11 protein-coding genes and 1 pseudogene are annotated in these 18,914 nt (G+C 54.9%); 2 read left to right on the top strand and 10 right to left on the bottom strand.

All coding sequences use genetic code 11. From position 1 onward, the window contains the following. Positions 1-71: 71 nt before the first annotated feature. The 10 genes and pseudogenes from QZH36_RS15920 to tssH all read right to left on the bottom strand — a co-directional run. A pseudogene (locus QZH36_RS15920) lies at positions 72-2,258 on the bottom strand (type VI secretion system Vgr family protein); the annotation flags it as partial. A gap of 92 nt (positions 2,259-2,350) precedes the next feature. Continuing rightward, on the bottom strand, positions 2,351-2,980 hold the full coding sequence (locus tag QZH36_RS15915; protein WP_301730631.1) for a hypothetical protein: 630 nt from the start codon (positions 2,978-2,980) through the stop codon (positions 2,351-2,353). A 22-nt stretch (positions 2,981-3,002) separates the two neighbouring features. Continuing rightward, entirely contained in the window at positions 3,003-6,827 is a 3,825-nt protein-coding gene (gene tssM, locus QZH36_RS15910) for a type VI secretion system membrane subunit TssM (RefSeq protein ID WP_301730630.1), read from the bottom strand. A 10-nt stretch (positions 6,828-6,837) separates the two neighbouring features. Further along, positions 6,838-8,187, bottom strand: coding sequence for a type VI secretion system protein TssL, long form (gene tssL / locus QZH36_RS15905; RefSeq protein WP_301252822.1), 1,350 nt, complete (start codon positions 8,185-8,187; stop codon positions 6,838-6,840). After that, complete coding sequence (tssK, locus tag QZH36_RS15900) at positions 8,187-9,533, bottom strand: type VI secretion system baseplate subunit TssK (RefSeq protein WP_301252824.1); 1,347 nt, start codon at positions 9,531-9,533, stop codon at positions 8,187-8,189. Before tssK ends, tssL begins: the two co-directional genes overlap by 1 nt. A 3-nt stretch (positions 9,534-9,536) precedes the next feature. Continuing rightward, a complete protein-coding gene (gene tssJ / locus QZH36_RS15895; RefSeq protein ID WP_301730629.1) occupies positions 9,537-10,061 on the bottom strand; it encodes a type VI secretion system lipoprotein TssJ in 525 nt (174 codons plus the stop codon). Between the two features lie 82 nt (positions 10,062-10,143). Continuing rightward, a complete protein-coding gene (locus tag QZH36_RS15890) occupies positions 10,144-10,629 on the bottom strand; it encodes an Hcp family type VI secretion system effector (RefSeq protein ID WP_253456364.1) in 486 nt (161 codons plus the stop codon). Between the two features lie 111 nt (positions 10,630-10,740). Beyond that, a complete protein-coding gene (gene tssC / locus QZH36_RS15885; protein WP_369895430.1) occupies positions 10,741-12,228 on the bottom strand; it encodes a type VI secretion system contractile sheath large subunit in 1,488 nt (495 codons plus the stop codon). 23 nt (positions 12,229-12,251) lie between these two features. Continuing rightward, entirely contained in the window at positions 12,252-12,785 is a 534-nt protein-coding gene (tssB, locus tag QZH36_RS15880; protein WP_253456366.1) for a type VI secretion system contractile sheath small subunit, read from the bottom strand. A 59-nt stretch (positions 12,786-12,844) separates the two neighbouring features. Continuing rightward, positions 12,845-15,574 carry a type VI secretion system ATPase TssH gene (gene tssH / locus QZH36_RS15875; protein ID WP_510167101.1) on the bottom strand — a complete coding sequence of 910 codons (2,730 nt, stop codon included), beginning with the start codon at positions 15,572-15,574 and terminating at the stop codon, positions 12,845-12,847. A 437-nt stretch (positions 15,575-16,011) separates the two neighbouring features. Here tssH and tssF point away from each other — a divergent pair, with 437 nt between their 5' ends. Beyond that, a complete protein-coding gene (gene tssF, locus QZH36_RS15870; RefSeq protein ID WP_301730628.1) occupies positions 16,012-17,889 on the top strand; it encodes a type VI secretion system baseplate subunit TssF in 1,878 nt (625 codons plus the stop codon). Beyond that, entirely contained in the window at positions 17,889-18,893 is a 1,005-nt protein-coding gene (tssG, locus tag QZH36_RS15865; protein WP_301730627.1) for a type VI secretion system baseplate subunit TssG, read from the top strand. Before tssF ends, tssG begins: the two co-directional genes overlap by 1 nt. Positions 18,894-18,914: the final 21 nt, after the last annotated feature.

The following is an 18,914-nucleotide window of genomic DNA, read 5'->3' as shown; positions in this document are numbered from 1 at the left end:
TGGAACAACGACGGGCTGGCTATAACGCCGCCGGCTGCTATCCCATGCGCGGTTAAACCACTGGCTCAGGGCACGGTCGGCACAGGCGTGGTCCTGCCGCCCGGGGGAACGGTAGGCACCGGCGTGGGTATAGTCGGGGCTGGCGTGGGTATAGTCGGCGACGGTGCCGGGGAAGTCGGCGTTGGTACAGGCAGTGGGGGCAGCGGGAAGGGAAGAGCGGCAAACCCAAAAACGCTCAGGCTGGGCACGCCCGCGACAAAGCCGCCGCCGCCGCCGCCGCCGCCACAGCTACAGCAGCTACAGCAATCGCCAGGATTTAAATCGACCTGTCCTCCCTGAAGCACGATATGGTTAGCGCACAGGATAATTTTACCCGCGCAAAGTGAAAGCACGCCGCCTGCCGTTAATGACATAGCGCCACCTGCAACCATGCCGATGTAGCCACCGACGGCAAGCGAGTAATACCCGCCCACGTTATTCATAAAAGCGCCGCCGACGTTAATCCCTTTCGCACCGCCTATCGACTCGGACTGCGCGCCGCCAACCGTAAAGCCCAGCGCGCCGCCGACCATTAACGAGCTGCTGCCATTTACCGTGGTGGATTCATTAACGCCAACCACTCTGTTGCTGTTAACACCGATGCTGACAGAGCGCGTCGCGCCGACGGCAAGATCGGAGTTCAGCCCGATGGTTTGCGTTTCATTACGCTTGGTCAGGCGGGACATATCGCGCTCGGCCTGTTCCCAGTACTGCTCCAGCCCTGGTTTATCCTCAAACTGGATGCCGTTAAAGTTGGTGCGTCCGCCACCTACCGTGCGGCTCACTAATCCGCTTTGCGTGGCGTTGGCAGGCAGATCCCACGGCGGCATGGTGACGTTGTTATAAAGGCTGCCGATCACCAGCGGACGATCCGGATCGCCGTTAATGAAGTCCACGATCACTTCATGGCCGACGCGTGGGATATAGATCCCGCCAAAATTGTTGCCGGCCCACGCCTGGCTGACGCGGATCCAGCAGGAATCCGTTTCGCGGTTGTGCCCGTAGCGATCCCATAAAAAGCGCACTTTTATGCGGCCCCAGGTATCGGTCCAGATATCTTCGCCCGGTGGCCCTACCACTACAGCCGTCTGCGGCCCGCTGGTTTTTGGGCGCAGCGCCAGCTGAGGATGGCGATAAATCTTGGTGGTAGGCTGAACGGTGAAATGGCTTTGATAACTGAAATCCCCCATCCCCGTCACCTGGCTGACATCGCTAACGATCAGCTCGCTGGAGATGACCATATATTCCCGGTTCGCTTTCTCCAGCGGGTAATTTTGCAGCTCGAAGTTGGTGCCGCATACCACGCCCCGCAGTTCGCCGGAGCCGGATGCTCTTGATCCGATCGCGCCCCGCTCTTCCATACGGACTTTCGCCAGCTGTTCGCCGATATCTGGCCGATCGTAATCGCCGGGCCAGTGGTAAAGCTCCATGTCGTTAAAGGTGGTTTGACGAGGCTTGCTGTCGGCAGCCGATATATCCGCTCGGGATTTTGTAAAGTCGTAATCGTTGGTATACCACCGGCCGGAGGTAATGGTTTCCTGAAATTTAAAACGGGTAATATATTCCTGCCCGGCTTTGGGTTCGCTCGGCATATATTGCAGCACATGCCAGGCCTCGCTGGAAAAACGCTTGTGCGCGCCAACGTGATCCACCAGCACCAGCTTATGCTTCTGGTCTTCATGCTCAAAAAACCAATAAATCCCCCACTCCTCCATCAGGCGCTCGATAAAATTAAAATCCGTTTCACCGTATTGCACCTGAAAATCCAGCTGGGGATAAGAACCGGTTAGCCGTTTTTCCAGCGGAAAATTATATTCCTCCAGCACCTCGTCAATAATCTCCACCACCGTTTTTTGCTGGAAGATCTTGAAGTCAGAGGTCAGTTCCGTCAGGTAAAGCCAGGGGCGAAGGATAATTTCAAAGATGGCCTGATTCGCATCCCGCCCCAGAAACCTGGCACGCTGCACCAGGCCGGAGATTTCCCGGCTGCCCGCGCCGATGCCCGTCAATTCATCCAGCCCGTTGCCGTCCAGCTCTATCGACACGGTCATCTCTTTACCAATCAGCGCTTTAATATCCACGTTCGCCGCTGACTGCCAGGGAATAAGATCGCTGGCTGGCGTTTTGGCAGTTAGCTTGTAGGTATATAAAGAAGAGAACGACTCCTTGCCTTCCAGCTTCGTTAATACCAGCGCGGTTTCACCCAGCAAAAGCGGCATTGCTGAGCTGCTTAACGTTATGGTTCTTGCCATATCAACACCTAATCCTTGGTTTATATTGCACCCTAAGGGAGCGCCTCTCCCTCTCCTTTTCAGCAGATAATGTGCTGCGAATCGATAATTTTGCCGTAGCGGCTTTGCCGCCAGAGCCACGCTTTGCGATCCGTCTGGATAATTTCCGGCCAGTCCGGCCAGGGCATGCTGCCAACGCCTTTTTCCTCCGTGATGCTTCTGTCGTACTCGCTCAGCTCCGCCAACAGCAAATCCGCATGGTAACTGAAGCGATAGCGCTCATTAAGCAGCCGTTCGCGAAACGGGGAGTAGCGAGACCGTAATAAATTAACCCAGTTTTTCAAATAGATATCTTGATTAACCACGCCATCCTGATTTTGCTGCGCCATCATAATTCTCGCCAGCCAGAAGGCGATATGAAAGTCAGACGCCAGTTCCTTTTGCAGCCATTGCACGCTGACGGCGGCGTAAATGGCCGAAAGCCCCGCCGCGCGGCTGTTGACCAATGCCCCCACGTAACAGCGGCCTTTTTTCCGCAACGGCGGCAGAATAAAGCACCACGGGTAATGCGCCGGTAAAAGCTGTCCTGGCAGCGTCATCTGCATCGCCGGCACCACTTTTTCGGCCAGTACGGCGGCGACTTTTTTCCGCTCTCTGCCTGGCAATAACGTTCGCGCCTCTTTGCCAATAATACCGGTACGAATGGCCATATGCCGCTCCGTGCCCCACGGCTTAAAATGCGCCGGGACAGTTAAAATTTTTCAGTAAATCGACGATAAGCTCATCGTTCCAGGTCAGGCCGGTGACCTCGATTTTGACGGGCCGCTGATGCAGATTAAACAGCAGCACTGGCTGGCCGCCAGGCGAAGTCGCAATATCGTTGACGGTATCCAGCCAGCGCATCAGCGCCCAGGGACCGGTGAAGGTCAGGCCGTTTTCCTGCCCCAGAATGCGCGGCTTGGTGCTCATATTGACGACGGATTCCGCACGCGCACCCGGCCAGTGAAAAAGTTTTGGCGTAACCGGGCCGTGCGAATACCCCATTACGCTGCCGTCAAAGTTGAGGTTAAGCTGGGTAACCGAAGGATCCAGGTAGGGAATGGAAACGGAGAAATCGATACCCGGCGTGCGGCCGCCGTTCTGGAAGAAAGCGCTGCGGATCGCAGCGGCCTGCTCAAAAACATCCAGCGCGTCTGAATCCTGGCTATTAATATCGCCGCGATAGCGCCAGGGCCTTGCTGCCGTATCAACTTTGTCGGCCAGTTTTTTTTGAAAATAGTCATCCAGCACGCCGCCCGTGGCGAAAAAGCGCTCAAAGTCACGCAGGCTGACTTCCTCACTGTTATCCGCAAAAGGATAGCGGCCCTGCAAAGTGTTGCGGCACACTTCGCCCGGCCCTGAGGCGATGGTTTTATTGCTGCTGTAGACGATCTGATGATTGACCCGTCGGTAAGCGCCGTTCAGCAGCGGCGCGATAATATATTTAAAAGGGTCGGGCCAGACGGCGGACTCCGCGCTCAGCCGCTGTCCTGCGTCGGACACCGACGGCAGATTGCCGTTTTTGATCGCGCTGTCGGAGATGACCAGCAGCGTGTACTGATCGTTCAGCACGCCCATAATCTGGTGCAGCTTAGTGCCGGAAGCCGCGCCCATGCCTTTTTCGCCGCCGCCCACGAATTCACGCAGCGGCACAAAATAGTTATCCACTCCCTGACGCAGCGCTTTTTTCTCCTGAGCGGCCAGCGCCAGATTAAGCTTTGAGGCGGCATCCACCAGTCGACTGTTGGATAATCCTGAGCTGCTGACACGCTGGTTTTTTAGCAGGTTATCCTGCTGATCCACGGCAAGCGTGGTTTCCCTGACGGCGCGCCTCGCCAGATTTACCAGCGGCGAGTGGGTAGAAACCAGCGTGCGCAGCATGTAGATATCAAAAGAAAGCCCGGTATTGTTCTGGTCTGCATCCTCGCTTTTCAGCCGGATGCTTTGCAAAAAAGCCTGCCATCGCCGCGTATACTCCTTCAGATAAAGCGTCATCAGGGCTTCGCGCGTCGGATCGACAATGCCCGATCCTCTGTCCACCTTCAGCGCTTTCAGGGCGCTTTGCGCCTCGCTATTGCCCATTACCCAGCTATCTTCAGCCTGTAACGCCCGCACGCTGTCGCCCAGCTTTTTTTTAAATACGTGGTGATAGCCTTCCCAGGTAAACAGTCCAGGCATCCCTTTTTCCGCCAGCGCCTCATCGGTAAGGGTAAAAATCTGACCGGCGTCCTCATCGGTCATTTTGCTTAAGGTCAGATTCTCCGGCGCTTCCGCCTGCATCTGCGCTATCACGCGTGCATAAAGTCGATTAACCGGCGTGTTGCGATTAAGTATTTCGCGCGCTTCCGCCACCAGGTTTTTATCCGGTTGCTGGCCATACTGCCGCCAGTCCGGGCGGCTGAATAACGCCTCAAGATGGGCGATAAACAGGCTCCTTTCTTCATAAGGCTGGAGCTTTCCGGCATTGTCCCACTGCCGGGCAATCTCGCTGACCAGCCATGCCCGATCGAACTGGCCCTGTCCTGCCAGCATCAGATAACGTTTAAGCGCGTTGTAAAGTGTCGCAGGATCGCGTTCATAAACGGCGCTCTGCAAAGCCTCATGCGCCTGTTGTTCGATTTGCGGAAACAGCAGCCGCTGCAGAAAATAGTGGTAAAGGCCGTCGGCATCGTGGGTTAAACGCTTGCCGACATAAAGGCCATAGCGGAAAGGAAGATCGGGATGCAACACGTCAAGGCCGTTAAATTCAGGCAGATAGTGCGCCAGATTCAGCAGCAGCGGCAGCTTGCCGGGATCCGCCGCCTGTTGATAGCTTTTGACCTCTGCTTCCAGCCTGGTCGCTTTTTCCCCGGCCGCGACAAGGTAGCCGCCGTTATGATGATAGCTGTGGTAGATCCCGCTAAGTAACCAGCAGCAGGCCGCGATGCAAAGCATATGACCAAAGAAGTTCTGGAAGCGATATTTTGACTCTACCCGTAAATTGCGCCGCACCAGATCGCCATCTTTCAGGATGATGTCGGAAAACAGGGATTTCAGAAAATAGTGCCTGCCCCAGGCAACATCCCTGACCAGAGCCTCGCTCTCACCAGTCAGCGAAGCTGGATAAGCCAACGGCACCGTCTGTCGGTTAGCAATATAGTTGCGCCACTTCTGCATCAGCGTCCCGTTATTGACCATAACGGTATCCTCAGGCTGGTGGCTGCTGACAAAGTAGATACCGCGCAGCGAGGTATAGCCCTGATTTTCATCATAGCGTGAGGCGAAGAAAATCGTCTGCGCCACTTCCGTTACGCTGTCCAGCAGCATGCGGAAATCCTGCGGCAGCACGTACATGCGCTTTCTGTCCGTATTGCTGTATTCCTCCTGTTGGCGCACCGTCATTGCCTTTTCCAGACGATTTTCCAGCAGCGCAAATTCCGCTCCGACCCGTTCGCGCAGATCGCCAATGCCGGTTTTCACCTCTTCCCCCCAGGGGAAAGTCACGCCCCATACCTGCTCGCGCTCCTGCTCGGTCAGGCTGCGGAAATATTCGGCGAACCCCATCAGCCGATCCAGTTTGGTAATCAGCATATAAACCGGAAAGCGTACCCCCAGTCTGCTGCGCATCGCCTCCAGCCTGGCGCGAACTTTCGCGGCCAGATCGTAGAGCTCCGTTTTATTTTTACCCATTACGTCGGTCACGCCGATCGCCACAATCACGCCGTTAATCGCCTCTATCGGACGATATTTTTTAATGGCCTTGATAATACCGTCCCACTCCGGCTGCTCGTCCGACGAATCAAGATATTTTCCGGCCGTGTCGATAAACAGCGCGTCATTCGCAAACCAGCACTCACAGTTACGGGTAGGCGCGCTCTCTTTGCAGACCCTGCTCAGCTGTTCCGGCAGCGGGAAATGCTGGCCCGACGATAAGATCGCCGTGGTTTTTCCCGCGCCCTGCGTCCCGATAGTCATGTACCAGGGAAGCTCGCCGTGCATTTTTCCAAATGAAAAAAACCGCTTAAGCCAGGTACCGTTTTTACGCAGCTGTCTTATATATGCCGCTGCATCACGGATAGCCGCATTAACCTCGCTGACGTCGCCATCGCTTTTAACCTCTTTGCTGCCGAAAAAAGCGTCAAGCAGCTTAGGATTGTTTTTCAGCGCCAGCAGCAGCTTCCAGCCGCCATACAGCAGCGTGACCAGCAGGATAGCGCCAATCAGGCTGGCCCTGGTGGCGATACCGCTTAGCGGATAGCTTTCACCGATCAGCAGGTAAGGCCCAATCGTCCAGACGACAACGCAGGCCGTTGCGGCCAGCAGAAGAAACGACGGTACGTTAAACCACAGCCCAATCAGACAAAGCAGCGCCAGAACAACATAAATCACGCGCGCCTCAACGCCTGCCAGCGGACGCGTGTCGCCAAAGCCCAGTAAAGGGCCGAGAAACCAAACCGCAGCGATAATCAGCATAAAAAAGGCTATGACCATCACTACTTTAAAAACGCGAAGCGAGAACATCCTGTTCAGATTAAACATGGCTAACTCATTAATAGGTCACAAAAAATTCCACGCGCCGGTTCTGCGCACGTCCTTGTGCATGGTTATTACTGCTGACGGGCTGACTCTCTCCGGCGCCCTGAATGCGGATTTTGTCAGGCGCTATCCCTTCGGTAAGAAAATAGCGCGCCACGTCCGTCGCTCGTTTTTCCGACAGCACCTGATTATTGGGAAAAGCTTTTGTCCTGATGGGCGTGGCGTCCGTATGCCCTACGATCACTACCCTGCCATTCACGCGATGAACTTCCTTCGCGACGCGTTTGATAATAGGCTCCATATCGGCGATGACTTTGTCCGATCCTGAAAGGAACACGGAATCGCCACGAAAAACGACCTTGCTCTGACTTTGCGTTTCGTCAACGCTGACCAGCCCCTGCCTGATCTCTTCTTTCAGCAAAATAGCCAGCCGTAGCTTCATTGCCGCTACGGGGCGGCTTATCTTCAGCTGCTGCATTGCGTGGATCCGCTGCTGAAGCGCTATCTGATGCGTACCCAGCCAGTATTTGCACCAAATCCACAGGCTACCGACCAGCAGACAGCTCAGCAGCAGCGTGACGCGCACGGGCACAATGCGCCTTTTAGATTTTTTCTGGCCGCGTATGGCCGCGCCATGCGGCGACAGCGCTGGCGAGAGCGAGTCGCGCGTGCTTTGAATAAGGGTCAGAAGCCGCTGACGGATTTTCATCAGCTGTCGGTCGCCATCTTCCAGAATGCTGTAGCGGCCCTCAAAACCCAGCCCGAGGATACGCAGCAGCACTTCAAGCACGTCTCCGTACTCGTGGGGATCTATAGAAAGACGGCCAACCAGCAGGAAAAATTTGTTGCCGCCGTCGTTGTCGCCTTCGAAATGGTTAAGGATGTTGCTTTGCGACCAGCCGGTCTGCATTCCCCACGTTGTGGTATGTGCCGCTTCATCCAGCGCGGTACAAAGGCAATAGCGAACGATAGCCATCTTTTTCCAGGCGATATTGACCTCGTCACATACCACGCTAAACAGATTGATGTCGTGTTTCAGGCTTTGTTTCAGCAGCTCGACATGTTCGGGATACGGGATGGTTTCCGGCATCTCGCTAAGCGCGCGCAGCAGTGGCTGGGCGGCTTCGAGCAGCGGATTTTCAGCCGCCCTTACCTTTTGCACCCGCAGCTGTACGCCTTCGCTTTGCAGCAAAACCTCACTTTTCTGGCTGGACCAGCCCTGGATAAACGCATCAGGATCGCCTCGTTCCGGCGTTCCTGGGTTTCCCGGATCGTCATCCAGCAGAAACTTGCCCAGCGCCTGCGGCGTCAACGTTTCTTCGGGCGCGGCATCCGGCGCGGCAGATTGGCTCTCGTCGCGCATCAGCTTCTGACTCCCCAAAGCTCCATATTCAGGTCAGGGAAATCACCTGCAATATGTAACGCCAGCGCGCCGGTTGCGGCAATTTTGTCCCAGAACGGCCCGCTTTGCAGCAGGTCGAAATAGACATAGCCGGCGTGATAAGGGATCTGACGCGGCGGCACCGGCAGCGCCTGTAACACCAGCCCCGGCAGGTGTGAACGAACCAGCTCATGCAGCTGCTGCGGCGCGCTGATTTTCGCCTGCGCCGAAAACTGCTGTTGCAGTACGTCCATCGGCAGCTGAGCGTGTACGGCCAGCACCAGATTAGAAAACTCGCGCAGCTCGCCCGGCAGCATGGCGGCCGTCCAGACGCCATTGCCTTTCGCATGGAGGTCGATCATTTGACCGGCACGGATCAAAATCTGATTCAGCAAATAATGCAGCTCTTCAACCAGCGGACGAACAGAAGGATAAAGCCTGGCGTGATCGTAGCCCGGCGCGCTCACCGGCCGTCGCGTCTGCGTACGGATAAAGGTCGACAGCTCGCCCGAGAATTTCGCCAGCTCCTGATAAAGCACAATTGGCGGCAGCTCGGGCACGTGCCGCAGATGATCCAACACCGGCTCATATTTATTGAAAATTTGCAGCAGCAGATAGTCGACCACTTCGGCGCTGGCGCTGGCTTTGCCGTCGCTATTAGCCAGTCGGCCCGCCAACATATCGGCGCGCATCCTGACCAGACCGTTAAGATGCGTCAGCCATTCGGCTAACAGTGTGCTGGCCGCATAGCCGGTGACCGGCGGAATATAGTCTTCGGTATGCAGCAGCACGCTGCCATCGGGCTGAATGGCCCTGATGCGGGTCAGCGGCAGACCAATCCAGGATTCCGTCATTTCTTTTTCAGAAACCAGATTCAGGCGCAGCCTTGCCAGCTGGACAGGTTTTGGCCCCTGACGGATCGCATTGGTATCGCTCAGCTCCGTTTCAAAAGCGGCGAAGCGCGCCAGCGAACCGCTGTCGCTGAGATCGAAGATGGTTTCGTCGCTGTTATCCAGCCGCAGCGGCACGGCCAGGAAAATCAGCTGCCCCAGATGATCCGGCGTAATGGTCAGCGGTTCAGGCAGTTCGGCATGGCCTGGTATATCAAAAGGCGTGCCGTCCGGCAGCACGCCGCGCCCGGCGCGCAGCACCAGTTTGCCGTAAGAGAGCGCCTCCAGATCGATATCGTATTGCGCAAACCCCCAAAAAAAAGGCGATATCGTTGCCGCTCGCTTGTGGGCGTAATATTCAAAATAGCGTTCTTGCTGCTGAAACAGCTGCGGACGTAAAAACAGTCCTTCGCTCCAGATAACTTTATTTGTTCTCACTGGCTATTCCCTTTTATCAAGCGCGATGGCTAAGGCATCAAAATGTACCGTCAGCACGACCGCTTCTCCGGGCAACACTTTTCGCCACCAGGATCGTTTTTTATTTTTTTTATAAAGCTCCCACGTTTCACTCCATCCCGCGCGGTCGATATCCCGATAGGCGGCGACGATACCTAATGCAACGGTATCCTTTTCCGGCGTCAGGCTGATTATTCTGTTTTCGCCAGGCTGTAATATGCCTTCATAGACTTTTTTCGCCTCCGCCTGTAAAGCCGGGTCCGCGCCATCGGTAAGCGTAAAGAAATCGCTGTTTTCAAAGTTATCCAACGATTTTAAAAGATAAAAAGTAATATCCAGCGGCGCAGGCTCTCCCTTTTCATTGGGATTAATTTCTTTTGACGCTTCCAGCCTGATAGTTAACTCCGGCCTGGGAGAGTCGCTGAAAGGAGAACGGCAGCCCGCTGACGTTAAAACCGCCAGAATAATAAGCAAACGACTAATGAATCGGGCTATGTTGATTAACTGCATGGTAAATATCACCTTAAAATCCCGAAGCCAGGCCGAAAAGCTTGTCACCCAGGGATGACAAGCTTTTGTATCGCTTAACGTATTAGCTGCTCAGGTTCGCTTTGACGTCATAGCTTGCGGAGATAACGCCAGATTTGCTGCCTTCAGAGTTCTGCATGACGTAATCCTGCGTCACTTTAGTGAAGGAGAATTTAACCAGCTCACGAGGACGGGTTTCATCCTCTGAAGATCCTGACATATCGACACGGGTAATAATGGTGTCGGTAAAGTTAATGGTTAAATATTCCAGCGGATTGCCGCCCGCTTTACGCACCACGAAGACAATGTTTTTAATATGCTTGCCCGTCAGACAGTGGCTTAATAAATTAGGGCTGGCCTTATCGGTGTAATGGGTAAAGCAGAAATCGGCCACGCTTGCCTTGCCTGAGCCGCCGCCGGATCCGCTGTGCATATTGGAATGCTGTGAAACATCCCAATGCCATTCCAGTACCTCAATTTCATTGGTATGTGCGGCATCCAGCGATTCACCTTCAATGCCGTCGATCTTAATAAACATATCTTGTGCCATGATCATTCCCTTATTCAGCACTATTAAAATCGCTACGCCTGCGCGCAGCGTATGTAGTTAAAGCAGCCTTGCGAACAATGCTGCTGTTAACAATATTAAAATCTGCGATCGTTATGCTGCGCCTTTCAACGACGGTAATTTCGCTACCATACGCAGCGAAACAGTCAGGCCTTCCAGCTGGAAATGCGGACGCAGGAAAAATTTCGCCTGGTAATAGCCTGGATTGCCTTCCACATCCTCAACCACCACTTCCGCTGCGGCCAGCGGACGACGCGCTTTGGTTTCAAAAGTGGAATTAACCGGGTCGCCGTCGACATAATTCATTATCCAGTCGTTCAGCCATTTCTGCATTTCATCGCGTTCTTTAAATGTACCGATTTTGTCGCGCACGATGCACTTCAGATAGTGGGCAAAGCGAGAACAGGCAAACATGTAAGGCAGCCGCGCGGAAAGGTTGGCGTTTGCCGTGGCGTCCGGATCGTAATATTCCGCCGGTTTTTGTAACGACTGCGCGCCGATAAAGGCGGCATAATCGGTGTTTTTACGATGAATAAGCGGGATAAAGCCGTTTTTAGCCAGTTCCGCTTCGCGACGATCGGAGATAGCGATCTCCGTTGGGCATTTCATATCAATGCCGCCATCGTCGGTCGGAAAGGTATGGCACGGCAGGCCTTCGACCACGCCGCCGCTTTCCACGCCTCGGATCAGCGTGCACCAGCCATAGTGTTTGAACGAGCGGTTGATATTGACCGCCATCGCATAGGCCGCGTTGGACCAGGCGTACTTGCTGTGATCGGCGCCGTCGGTGGTTTCTTCAAAATTGAAGTCGTCGACGGGATTGGTATGAATGCCATACGGCAAACGCGACAGAAAACGCGGCATTGCCAGGCCGATATAGCGTGAATCTTCCGACTGCCGCAGCGAGTTCCACGCCGCATATTCCAGATTCTGGGTAAAGATCTTGGTCAGATCGCGCGGATTAGCCAGCTCCTGCCAGGAGTCCATCTGCAGCACGGACGGTGCCGCACCGGTAATAAACGGCACGTGCGCAGACGCGGCGATTTTGCCAATGGAGGCCAGCAGATCCACGTCTGGCGCGGTGTGATCGAAATAATAGTCGGCGACCAGGCAGCCGTAAGGTTCTCCCCCCAGCTGGCCATATTCCTCTTCATATACCTGCTTAAAGAGCGGGCTTTGATCCCAGGCGATCCCTTTAAAGCGCCGCATATTGCGCCTCAGCTCATCTTTGGAAATATCCATAAACCGCAGCTTCAGCTTTTCGTCGGTTTCGGTGTTGTAGACTAAATAATGCAGTCCGCGCCAGGCGCTTTCCAGGGACTGGAACTGTGGATGATGCAGGATCAAATTGATCTGTTCGGACAACTTGCGATCGATCTCGGCAATAAAAGCGGCAATATTTTTATAGGCGTCGTCGGCCATGGTGACCGAGCTGCTCAGCGCCTGCTCGGCCAGCGTTTTGACCGCGCTCTCTACGGCGGTTTTCGCCTGCTCCGATTTCGGTTTGAACTCCTTGCTTAACAGCGTATTAAAATCGCTGTAGCCTGCGTTGGTCGCCTGGTTCTTTTTCTCAGCTTGCATCGACATGATATCCCTCTCTCGCCTTATTCGTTCCCTAATGGGTTGCCGTCTGTTTTCACTGGTTTCGGTGCGGAAGCCAGCGCGGTCAGCAGCGATTTATCCTGTAGCACTTTCATCAGCAGACTTTCCGCGCCGGCTTTGCCGTCCATATAGGTTTGCAGATTAGCCAGCTGGGTGCGGGCATCCAGCAGCTGAGAAAGCGAATCCACTTTTTTGGCGATTTCGTCCGGTGAAAAGTCATGAATGCTTTCAAACGTCATATCGATCATCAGCTGCCCTTCCCCGGTCAGGGTATTGGGTACGGCGAAAGCCACGCGCGGTTTCATGGCTTTCATCCGCTCGTCGAAATTATCGATATCAATGCTGAGAAATTTGCGATCGGCAACCGGCGGCAAAGGCTCAATCGCCTTCCCGGACAGATCGGCTAATACGCCCATAACAAAGGGCAATTCTATTTTTTTCTCGCTGCCATAGATCTCCACGTCATATTCAATTTGTACGCGCGGCGCCCTGTTTCTGGCGATAAATTTTTGAGCACTGCCATTTCTTGAAATCATGATATCCCTTTCATCGTGCTTTATTAAAAATAACCTTTATTCACATTAATAGCGGCCTGTTATGCAGCGCTATTACCCGTTAAAAATCCGTCCTGCCTTGCCGGATTTTCTCGCTTCTCGCCTGTTTTATCATTTATCGCGTTTTCTTCTTCCCCTTTCGGCTGAAAACGGATAACGATATTATCTCCTGCCGTTATGTAGAGACATTGTTCGCTTAGTGATGCCTGGCTGTTTAATATCTGGCGTGCTATTTCCGGCGCGATATTTTGCTCGATAAATCGGATCAACATTCGTGCGCCCGTTTCAGCCACGGGACACTGCCCGATAATATGCTTCACCAAATCTTCGCCATAATGCAGCGAAGCGCCATGCTGTTCGCGTAAACGCAAAGCCAGTCTGTCAAGCTGCTGCCGGACAATACGTTGTAGTGATGCTTCCTGAAGCGGCAGATAAGGCACCACGGCCAGGCGCCCTAAAAAGGCTGCCGGGAAAACTTTCAGTAGTTCAGGCTGCACCATTTTTCTGACGCTTTCGGCATCGGGCGCCGTCTCTGCATCGGCAAACAGGCTGGCGATCGTTTCGCTGCCGACGTTGCTGGTCAGCAGCAGCACCGTATTTTTAAAGTCGATTTGCCGCCCTTCGCCATCTTCCATACTGCCCTTGTCGAAGACCTGAAAAAACAGTTCATGCACGTCGGGATGCGCTTTCTCAATCTCATCCAGCAGCACTACGCTGTAGGGCTTGCGACGTACCGCTTCCGTCAGCACGCCGCCTTCGCCATAGCCCACGTAGCCCGGTGGCGATCCCTTCAGCGAGGAAACGGTATGGGCCTCCTGATACTCGCTCATATTGATGGTGATCAGATTCTGCTCGCCGCCGTAAAGCTGCCCGGCGATCGCCAGCGCGGTTTCCGTTTTCCCCACGCCGGACGGGCCAACCAGCATAAAGACGCCGACCGGCTTACGCGGATCCGCCAGCCCCGCGCGAGCCGTCTGGATGCTTTCGCTGACCTGACGCAGCGCATAGTCCTGGCCGATGACGCGCCCGGCCAGCCGCTGCGGCAGTTCCAGCACGGCGCGAAGATCGTCTTTTAACATCTGTCCGACCGGGATCCCCGTCCAGTCGGCCACTATCGCGCCGATGACATCCGCATTGACCTCCGCCTGCACCAGCGGCTGCTCGTTCCGGGCCGCCTGCAGGCGCGCTTCCAGCTCCGCCAGCTCATTTTGCAGCGGCACCATCTCTTCCTCAGCCGTAGAGGCCTCGTCCTGTAGTTTTTCACGTACCGCGACGATGGCGGCGACCAGCTCTTTTTCCCGCGTCCAGCGCTGCTCCAGCTGAAGGGAGGCCTCGGTCCGCTCGGCGATCTCCTGTCTCAGGCGTTCGCCGCTGTTGGGCTGCAGTTTGCCAAATCGGCTGGCCTTTTCAACCAGGCCCAGCTCTGCGCGGGCGGCGTCCGTCCGACAGTGGAGACGTTGCAGCATGACCGGCGCCGCATGTTGCGCGACGGCCACGCGCGCGCAGGCCGTATCAAGAAGGCCTATCGCCTTATCTGGCAGCTGCCGGGCCGGAATGTAACGGTGCGACAGCCGCACGGCGGCCTGCAAAGCCTCTTCCATAATCCAGACGCCGTGATGCTTTTCCAGCACCGGCAGCAGCCCCCGCAGCATAGCGACGGCGGCTTCCTCATCCGGCTCTGCAATTTGCAGCACCTGAAAACGCCGAGTCAGCGCCGGATCCTTCTCAATATGGCGTTTAAATTCGCTCCAGGTCGTGGCGCCAATAGTGCGCAGCTGGCCCCGCGCCAGCGCAGGCTTCAACAAGTTAGCCGCGTCGCCCGTCCCGGCATTGCCCCCGGCGCCAATCAGCGTATGAACTTCATCGATAAACAGGATAACGGGCTGGGGCGAAGCGATAGCCTCATCCAGCACGGCTTTAAGCCGCGCCTCAAACTCGCCTTTCATGCTGGCGCCGGCGGCCAGGGCGACGACATCCAGCGCCAGCAGCCTGACTTTTGCCAGCGCTGGCGGCACATTACCCGCCACGATGGCCTGCGCCAGCCCCTCCACGACGGCCGTTTTCCCGACGCCAGCTTCGCCGGTCAGCAGCGGGTTGTTCTGACGGCGACGCAGCAGGATATCGGTCATGGTGCTGATTTCATGCTCGCGTCCCGTTACCGGATCGATTTTGCCTTCGCGCGCTAACGCGGTCAGATCGGTGGCATACTGCGCCAGCCCGCCGCTTTTTGTCTGGCCGCCGATAGCCGCGTTAATTTCGCCGGGCATGACGCCGGCCTCCGTCGTCGCCTCGCTGACTTCCGGGGAAGCCTGAGTGATATAGCCGAAATCGGCGGTCAAATGTTCCAGAGAGATCCGTTCAAAAGCGGAAGAGATAGCAAACAGGGCACGCCGCAGCTCCATGGTGGTCAACATGGCGATCAGCAAATGTCCGCTGCGAATACGGCTTTCGAAACATTCCAGGCTGGCATAAATCCAGGCGCGTTCGATAGCGAGTTCAATATGATATGAAAAGTCCGAAATAGTGCTGGCGCCTGCCGGCAATCGGGCCAGCGCCTGAGCGAAGCCCTGTTCCAGCGCCTGCGCGTCGACCTCAAAATGGCGGGCTATCAGACGTAAATCATTTTGCTCCTGCTGCCAGATCTGATTTAGCCAATGCACCAGTTCAACATAGGGGTTGCCGCGCAGCTTACAAAGCGTGGTTGCACTTTCAATCGTTCTGAATAATGTCTCATCCAGCTTGCCGAATAAATTTTGCCTTGTAATCGCCACGTATCATTCCTCCGGGTACATTTTTCACAGGCATAAAATCACACAGACCAGAGTCTTCCGGGGAAGGAAAACAAAATATAATACCCTTGTCCACGCCGTAAAAATAAATTAAGAATACCGCCCGAACGCTATTCCTGAATAACAGACCCGCTACGATTATAACCCCTTATTTAAAAAGATCTTTCCTGTCAAATAACCTGGTGACCCGGTGAAATCCCTGGCATTTCCTCACAATGGCATTGAGACTGTTTTTTTCACATGTTATAAAATCTGAAAAAAGCATAAAAACCGCTGCGTGTATTTAACGCGCTTATTAATTAATAACACCCTGTTGTTTTTCAAAAAATAACAGTTAGCTTACTAAAAAACCCTGTTCAGACGGCCAAATTAATAAAAGACAAAGCCTACGTTTAAAAACAAGGATAACGGGAGCAATTGTGAATCATAAATTCCTCGATTATTACAATCAGGAACTCACTTTTATGAAAGAGTCAGCGCGTGAGTTTGCTGAAAAACATCCCAAAATTGCCGGGCGTCTGGGGATGAGAGGCATCGAAACGGCCGATCCTTATGTTGAAAGACTGATTGAAGCATTTTGCTTTTTATCTGCACGTACGCATTTAAAACTGGATGCGGAGTTCCCAAAGTTTACGCAGCGGCTTCTGGACATCGTCTACCCTAATTATAATTCGCCCACGCCCTCCATTGGCGTGGTTCAACTTGCGCCTGACCTGAAAGAAGGAGAGCTAGGCCACGGCTATCTTGTTCCCAAAAACAGTGCGTTTTATACCCGCATATTGCCAGGCGAAAATACACGCTGCGAGTTTCGCAACGGTCAGGATGTTACGCTGTGGCCAATAGAAATCGTTGAGGCTCGCCTGACTTCCGTTCCGCCGGATATTCCCAATCTGGAAAAGTACCGTATTCCTTACGCCAGGCTGAAAGGCGCTCTGCGGATCAAATTGCGTGCGCAGGGGGAACGGGTATTCTCGCAGCTGACCGGCTTCGATCGGCTGCCGCTCTATATCGACGGCGATGAGCGCATTGTTTCCCATCTTTTTGAACTTTTGCATACCAGCAATGTGGCTATGCTGGTACGGGCCGGCAACAGCAAAGCGGAAGACGTGGTCATCGCCCAGCGCCCGCTGACTTTTGAAGGGCTGCATCCCGATCAGACGCTGCTGCCGCTCTCCTGGAACATGTTTCATGGACATAACCTGATCCATGAATATTTCGCCTGTCGTCAGCGCTTTTATTTTTTTACGCTGACCCAGCTGGCCGCCGGTTTGTCCCGCAACCACAGCAACGAGGCCGAGCTGATAGTGCTGCTGGATCGGCTTCCCCAGCAGCTGATTGGCCATGTTAACGCGTCAAAGTTTTTACCGTTTTGTACGCCGGTGATTAACCTGTTTCCCAAAGTGGTGGACAGGATCGAAGTCAACCGGGCGCTAAACGCTTTCCATGTGGTTCCCGATCGCAGCCGTCCCCTTGATTACGAGGTTTTTTCCGTGCATAAGGTGCGCGGCCAGCAGGCGGAAAGCAGCGAGGAAGTGGTGTTTCAACCGCTTTATCAAACGCGTCACTGCGACTATGGCAATTTTGGCCGTTACTTCTCGCTCAATCGCGAAGCCAGAGTAAAAAGCGAGAGCAAGAGAAAATATGACACCCGCACGCCTTATCCCGGAACAGAGGTCTTCGTCTCGCTGGTCGATCAGCAGGAAGCGCCCTATGCCGACCATATTCGCTATCTTACGGTCGAAGCGATGGTCACCAACCGGGATCTGCCACGCCTGATTGCCAGAAGCGGCAGCTTTGATTTAACCCTGTCCGACGCGGTTCCTGTTCTGGGCGCGGCCTTTGTTTGCCAGCCCAGCGCGCCACGCGAGCCTTTTGCGCTGGGGGAGTCGGCCTGGCGTTTGATCCGCCAGCTTAGCTTTAATTATCTGCCGCTCTCCGATCTGGAGCACGGGCCGGGCGGGGAATCGCTGCGCAATATGCTGCGCCTGTTTTTACACAATGCCGATCGCGAGTCCAATACTCAGGTAGATAGCCTGATCGGCTGTAAAACGTTTCCGGTCACCCGGCGTCTTCCCGGTGACGGCCTGTTGATTTACGGCAGAGGCGTGCGCTGCGTGCTGACGGTAGATGAAGAAGGCTTTTCCGGCGTCAGTCCTTACCTGTTCGGTCTGGTGATGGAGAATTACCTTTCTCGCCACGCCGCTATCAACGTGTTTACCGAAACGGAGCTGCACTCGATGCAGAGGGGCGTCATCGCCAGCTGGCAGGCCCGCCCCGGCAAACGAGGCTCGTTCTGATGCGCGCTTCCTCCGTCGATATGCTGGCCGCCTGGTTTAATAACGAGCGGCCCTGGGAAGCCGGTTTTATCAGTATCATGCGCGCAATTACGGCTAAAACGCCGACGCTGCCGGTGCCCGGTACAGCGGTGCTGCCTGGCCAGGAGACGTTCCGCATAGGCCAAAAAGCCTCTCTGATTTTTGCGCCGCGCGAAATCGCTTCTCTCGGCCTGGAGAATGGCCGCATCGGGATAAAACTCTTCGGCCCCGGCGTATGGGGCCCGCAGGGCGCGATGCCGCTGCATTTTTCCGAACTGGCGTACTCGCGAACGGAGGCCCAGGACAATACGCTGACCGACTTTCTCGATGTTTTTCATCATCGCGCCCTGTCGCTGTTTTATCGCGCCTGGTTTGTCGCGCAGGATACCGCCTCGCTGGACAGACCGAATGAGGAACAGTTCTCTTTTTATATTGCCAGTCTGGCAGGCATGGATCTGGCCGAGCTACACGATAAACCGCTGCCGACCCACGCCCGACTGGCTTCTTCTGCCCATTTGATCCGCGAGGCGCGCAATCCGGAAGGACTGGCGGGCGCCATCGAATATTACTTCCAGATAAAAGCCCGGCTGGAAGAGTTTGTGACCCAGTGGATCTTTCTGGATCCCGCTGATTGCTCCGTGCTGGGCAACGATGCGGCCATGCTGCTGGGCGATGGCGCAATATTAGGCAATAACGTGCGGGACAGGCAGCACAAATTCAAGCTGCTGCTCGGCCCCTTAACGCTGGATAACTATATGCGCTTCAGCCCGTGGGGATCGGATCTACCCGTACTGCGGGAGTGGGTGCGCAATTTTACGGGGTTCGAATATGCCTGGGATGTCCAGCTGGTGCTGGCTGCCAGCGAGGTGCCGCAGGCGACGCTGGACGGCAGTCATCAGCTTGGCTACGCCGTCTGGCTGGAGAGAAAAGAGGACGTTACGCCGGTTTACGGCATGAGCTTTGAGCCGGAGCGCTATCACCCGTAGCGCCTGGACGCGATATAAAGG

The organism is Erwinia wuhanensis, from assembly GCF_030484085.1.
GTDB classification, from domain to species: domain Bacteria; phylum Pseudomonadota; class Gammaproteobacteria; order Enterobacterales; family Enterobacteriaceae; genus Erwinia; species Erwinia aeris.
The sequence above is the reverse complement of the archived record's forward strand: the minus strand, read 5'-3'. Positions and strand labels throughout refer to the sequence as shown.

Bases quoted from the DNA above. Each gene is read 5' to 3' on its own strand.
- QZH36_RS15915 (WP_301730631.1), bottom strand. From the start codon at position 2,980: ATGGCCATTCGTACCGGTATTATTGGCAAAGAGGCGCGAACGTTATTG.
- tssM (WP_301730630.1), bottom strand. From the start codon at position 6,827: ATGTTTAATCTGAACAGGATGTTCTCGCTTCGCGTTTTTAAAGTAGTG.
- tssL (WP_301252822.1), bottom strand. From the start codon at position 8,187: ATGCGCGACGAGAGCCAATCTGCCGCGCCGGATGCCGCGCCCGAAGAA.
- tssJ (WP_301730629.1), bottom strand. From the start codon at position 10,061: ATGCAGTTAATCAACATAGCCCGATTCATTAGTCGTTTGCTTATTATT.
- QZH36_RS15890 (WP_253456364.1), bottom strand. From the start codon at position 10,629: ATGGCACAAGATATGTTTATTAAGATCGACGGCATTGAAGGTGAATCG.
- tssC (WP_369895430.1), bottom strand. From the start codon at position 12,228: ATGCAAGCTGAGAAAAAGAACCAGGCGACCAACGCAGGCTACAGCGAT.
- tssB (WP_253456366.1), bottom strand. From the start codon at position 12,785: ATGATTTCAAGAAATGGCAGTGCTCAAAAATTTATCGCCAGAAACAGG.
- tssG (WP_301730627.1), top strand. From the start codon at position 17,889: ATGCGCGCTTCCTCCGTCGATATGCTGGCCGCCTGGTTTAATAACGAG.